Genomic DNA, 4,544 nt, shown 5'->3' with positions numbered 1-4,544 from the left:
GAATTTCTATGGCCTTCAAATGGATCATTCAATTTGCACGTTCGAGAGAAACTTTCTTTAGCTTTGTCATCACTTTCGTCTGAAGATCCGACCTTTCGTGTTTCTACTAATGAAGAAACTGGGCAGACAATTATTTCTGGAATGGGGGAACTTCATCTTGAGATTCTTTGTGACAGAATGATGAGAGAATTCAAAGTAGTTGCGAATGTTGGTAAGCCCCAAGTTTCTTATAAGGAGACTATTTCTAAGCCAAGTACTTCTGAAATGAAGTATGTGAAGCAAAGTGGCGGAAGAGGTCAGTACGCACACGTAGTTCTTGAGATCGAACCAAATCCTCCTGGGAAAGGCAATGAGATTCTTAACAAAATAAAATGTGGAGCCATTCCTAAAAATATATCCCTGCAGTCATAAAAGGAGTCGAAGACGGTCTAAATACTGGAGTACTTGCTGGTTATCCACTGGTAGATGTGCAAGTGTCTATTGTTTTTGGTTCTTTCCATGAGGTTGATTCAAGTGAGATTGCGTTTAGAATTTGTGGTTCGATGGGTTTGAAAGATGCTGCTCGTAGTGCTAAACCGATTCTGAAAGAACCAATCATGAAAGTTGAAGTCTTAACTCCAGAAGGACATGTAGGTGATGTTATCGGCGATCTAAATCGTAGGAGAGGGAAAGTTCTTGGGCAAGAAATCGTCAAAGGGACCTATCAAGTTACTGCTGAGGTACCTCTTGCGGAAATGTCTGGCTACTCTACTGAGCTCAGGTCATTGACTTCTGGCAGGGGGACCTATACTGCTTCTACAAGTCATTTCGAGCAGGTTCCTGCGAAAATTCAAGAATCTATTGTGAAAAGATAAGACTTATTTGCCCTTGGAGAAAAGATGCATGCCAAATAAAAGATTTGAAAAGAAGATTAGGATACGCTTGAAGGGGTTCGATAAAGGACTTTTAGATCATTCTGCCCGTGAGATCACAGAAACGGCGAAGCGTACCGGGGCTATGGTTACTGGGCCAATTCCTCTTCCAACCAAAAGAGAAAGGTATACTGTTTTAAGGTCTCCTCATGTCGATCGAAAATCGAGAGAGCAATTCGAGCTCGTGACCTATAACAGGCTAATAGAGATCCTTGATCCACCTGCTAAGACTTTGGATGCTTTGAAAGGGTTAGCTCTTTCTTGTGGAGTGGACATCAAATTGAAAATTTAGAAGAGGAAAATTTTTCTATGAGCAAAGAGTTAGATTCTGATCTTTTGAGTGATATTCTTCGTGCCCCTGGGATCTCAGGTAATGAGTCTGCTATTGCTGAGCTTTTAATTGACATAGTTTCTCCTTTTGCAACTTCAATAGAACGTGATGCGATGGGAAACTTGATTGTTTTCAAGAAAGGGTCCAATCGAACTCGTTTGATGCTTTCTGCTCACATGGATGAAATTGGTCTTCTTGTTCGTAACATTGATTCGTCTGGTTTCATTCGTTTGCTACCAGTTGGTGGAATTGATCCTAAGACATTGGTATGTCAAGAATTCATTATTCTCAGTGAAGAACCGATCAGAGCGATTATTGGTTCTAAACCGATTCATCTTACACGTGGTGAAGACAAGAAGAATGAGTTGATCAAAGTTGAAGATTGCATTCTTGATACTGGTCTTACTAAAGATGAGCTTGAGAAGAGAGGAGTATCTGTCGGAACTCCTGTTGTTCGAGTGGGTGAGTTGCGCAGGTTAGGTCCTTTATTATCTTCGAAGTCCATGGACAACAGAATTTGTGTCTTTATCCTTACTGAACTAATTAGACAATTAAAGAGGGTTCTGTACGACACATACTTTGTGTTTTGCACTCAGGAAGAGGTTGGTTTAAGAGGAATTAGGACAGCTGCAGCGTCTATTTGTCCAAATATCGGAATCAACTTGGACGTTGGTTTAGCGAACGATCTTCCTGGTGTTCCTGAGCATGAGATCGGGATAAAGCTAGGTAAAGGAACTGCGATCAAGCTTATTGATGCTACATCTATTAGTCATCGTGGTCTTTTTTCTAGAATGCAAGAGATCGCGAAGAAGAATAAGATTAGCTTTCAAGTGGATGCTTGCAACAGAGGTGGGACTGACGCGTGTGGAATGCAATATCTTGTAGGAGGCAACTGCATTGTATCTGGGATTTCCATTCCACTTCGTTACATGCACTCTCCTGTTGAAACTGTACACGAGAATGACGTGACTGACACAATCAAATTGATGAAGTCTACGATTACTGATCCCTCTCTAGAATCTCTTTTAGATTAGAAAATAATGGTGTCCCCTGCCACCACTGCCATCCCAGATATAATCCGGAGGGAGAAAGTTCCTTCAATTCTGTAAGTTTGTCCCTCAAGAGAGCGTTTGGAGAAGTAAGCTCGAATTGCCCTGGAGAGGCTATAGCTAGAAACGGTGCTTGAACAAAGTAATTGTAATTCAAAACTTGTCTCTTGGCTTTTCCTCTTGAAGAATTCATTTTTTTGCATTCAATGAGAAGAAATGGTTTGAGATCATTTGAATTTCTAAGGCAATAAAGAAGATCAAATCTTTTGCATGTACGAGCAGAAGAAGGAAAGAAGACACCTATTTCTTTTTCGGATGCTAAGCTCCATTTAGGAAAGCCAAGGTTCTCCATCAGCAATAGGCATTGAGCCCTCAAATTGGATTCGCAGACCAATTTTCTCTCTTATTAACTACTAAGAGTGGGAATATACACCGGAAAGGATTCGAACCTCCAACCCCCTGGTCCGAAGCCAGGTGCTCTGTCCGTTGAGCTACCGGTGCGAAGGTGTAACATGTTAAAACTAGAGCTCTTTTTTTTCTAACTAGAATGGTTCAGATAAAGGAGAATTTATTCTTGATAAGGGTTATCTATATCCGTGTATTTCTCGGTTTGGATCAGTAGATTTTCTCTTTCTGATGGGTGACATCCCATAAACAGAATATTTTCCCCTATGTTGTAGACGCTTTGTAACCAAGACTCTTCACGTCTATGATTTACGCTGGGTATAAGAACCAATTCGATATTTTCTACAGAAAAAGGATGTTTAACTAAGTAATCTTTACATCTTTCTGAATCATTGATTGTTTTTAAAATTTTGCTTACTGCCTTTTGAAAAACTGGTCCAATTCTTTCCTGTGGGAAAGGTTGTGGGTCTATCCATTTACCTGAAAAGAAAAGTTTCCTCACTACTCCGAATGAAGAGTCGCATACATTACAAGCTCGATCCTCCAAACGAAAATCTACAATACCCAACCCATTAAGTTCTTCACGTAAAAGATCAGGCAAATCAAGAAATAGATATCCGAAAGGTTGTCTTAGAAGAAGATGAGTAGTGAAATCGGTTCGGGTGAAGAAACTCTGTTCTTGTGAGAGGAAAGCTGGATGAACTATTCCTTTAAAAGTTTCTTCTGCTAAACGACGTTCCTTAAAAATCAAACTGGTTCCTTTATTATTGTACCGTTCAAAAGTTGTCCAACCTCTCATTAAATCTATAGATGAATCGCCAACTGCCTTATTTTCGCGAAAAAAAAGAACAACATGCAAGAAGTCGGCATCTAAACAAGGCGTTAATTTGATTAATTCTAGCCCTTCACATTCATTGAGACGCGTGTAGATTCGTTCGTAAATAGTGTAAAGAAGAGCTGATGCTTCTTCTTTAGAGATTGATCGATCGCTACATGCAAACGACCAATATAAATTACAAATAGCCGTATAGCAACTAGACGCAATTCCAGACGATTCAAGACCAAAGTCTTGGCATACTTCATTAATGATCTCAAGTTGTAAATCTCTTAAAAGATGATAAGGCTGAAAGACCTCAAATGATAAAAGTTGTGAAAAAAACAAACAAATTCCTACCCAAGTAAAGAACCTATTCATATGACAAACCTCGGAAATCTTCGACGAATTTCTCGATATGTCGGAAATAAGTCGGTGATAGAAAAGGATGATCAAGGAACGGAGCTGTGTTTGTTGCTGGAACGAAAGAGAGTGGAGATTGTTTATCATCCCTAAAATTACTCAATAAACTGATTGGATCACGAGATGAAACAACTTGAAATGCAGAGAGGAACCATCTTGGATCAAGAACTGAAGCTGGCCCACATGCAAAATAGTGAAAATGCCTTGCAGATTTCCATGCTGAATCCCTAAAGACAATTCTTGAAACAGAAGTCCCATCACTATGTGCAAAAATCATAGAAGGTTCTGACTTATTCAGAACACGAATAAGTCTCATTGCTTGTTTTAAATTTCGTACAGCAGGATTAGGTTCTTGAGGTAAAAATCCCTTAGCATTTAGGAATCCCCTTACAAAATTCTTAAGAGATGTCTGGCTTGAAGAGCTATATGTTACCAGGACATTGACTCCACAAAACTTAGATAAAAACCAACCTTGATAAAGGGCATTAGCCAAAGTATTTTGGATGCCATTCACATAAATAACAGTTTCAATAGCAATTTGTTGTGGGGCAATCTCATGTAAAATCAAATAACTTCCGGACGGAGACCAACTACTCTGATTAAACCGATCG

General features: G+C 39.5%; 5 protein-coding genes, 1 tRNA gene and 1 pseudogene. 3 read left to right on the top strand and 4 right to left on the bottom strand.

The features are described 5' to 3' along the window. The 3 genes and pseudogenes from GCCT14_RS05645 to GCCT14_RS03640 all read left to right on the top strand — a co-directional run. A pseudogene (locus GCCT14_RS05645) lies at positions 1-854 on the top strand (translation factor GTPase family protein); the annotation flags it as partial. A gap of 28 nt (positions 855-882) precedes the next feature. Further along, a complete protein-coding gene (gene rpsJ / locus GCCT14_RS03645) occupies positions 883-1,203 on the top strand; it encodes a 30S ribosomal protein S10 (protein ID WP_108624286.1) in 321 nt (106 codons plus the stop codon). Between the two features lie 17 nt (positions 1,204-1,220). Then, the gene (locus tag GCCT14_RS03640; RefSeq protein WP_157952577.1) at positions 1,221-2,276 is read left to right on the top strand and encodes a M42 family metallopeptidase; all 1,056 of its coding nucleotides are present in this window, start codon (positions 1,221-1,223) and stop codon (positions 2,274-2,276) included. Here the strand turns inward: GCCT14_RS03640 and GCCT14_RS03635 are convergent. The 4 genes from GCCT14_RS03635 to GCCT14_RS03620 form a co-directional block, all read right to left on the bottom strand. Further along, positions 2,242-2,643: a type I restriction enzyme HsdR N-terminal domain-containing protein gene (locus GCCT14_RS03635; RefSeq protein WP_108624284.1), complete on the bottom strand. Its 402-nt coding sequence runs from the start codon at positions 2,641-2,643 to the stop codon at positions 2,242-2,244. The two genes, GCCT14_RS03640 and GCCT14_RS03635, sit on opposite strands and share 35 nt — an antisense overlap. A gap of 76 nt (positions 2,644-2,719) precedes the next feature. Next, a tRNA-Arg gene (locus GCCT14_RS03630) sits at positions 2,720-2,792 on the bottom strand. A gap of 67 nt (positions 2,793-2,859) precedes the next feature. Next, the gene (locus tag GCCT14_RS03625) at positions 2,860-3,891 is read right to left on the bottom strand and encodes a hypothetical protein (protein ID WP_108624283.1); all 1,032 of its coding nucleotides are present in this window, start codon (positions 3,889-3,891) and stop codon (positions 2,860-2,862) included. Beyond that, a partial coding sequence (locus tag GCCT14_RS03620; protein ID WP_157952575.1) for a hypothetical protein occupies positions 3,884-4,544 on the bottom strand: 661 nt, incomplete at its 5' end. The genes GCCT14_RS03625 and GCCT14_RS03620, both read right to left, overlap by 8 nt.

The organism is Candidatus Similichlamydia epinepheli (genome assembly GCF_003056015.1).
The sequence above is the reverse complement of the archived record's forward strand: the minus strand, read 5'-3'. Positions and strand labels throughout refer to the sequence as shown.

Bases quoted from the DNA above. Each gene is read 5' to 3' on its own strand.
- rpsJ (WP_108624286.1), top strand. From the start codon at position 883: ATGCCAAATAAAAGATTTGAAAAGAAGATTAGGATACGCTTGAAGGGG.
- GCCT14_RS03640 (WP_157952577.1), top strand. From the start codon at position 1,221: ATGAGCAAAGAGTTAGATTCTGATCTTTTGAGTGATATTCTTCGTGCC.
- GCCT14_RS03635 (WP_108624284.1), bottom strand. From the start codon at position 2,643: ATGGAGAACCTTGGCTTTCCTAAATGGAGCTTAGCATCCGAAAAAGAA.
- GCCT14_RS03625 (WP_108624283.1), bottom strand. From the start codon at position 3,891: ATGAATAGGTTCTTTACTTGGGTAGGAATTTGTTTGTTTTTTTCACAA.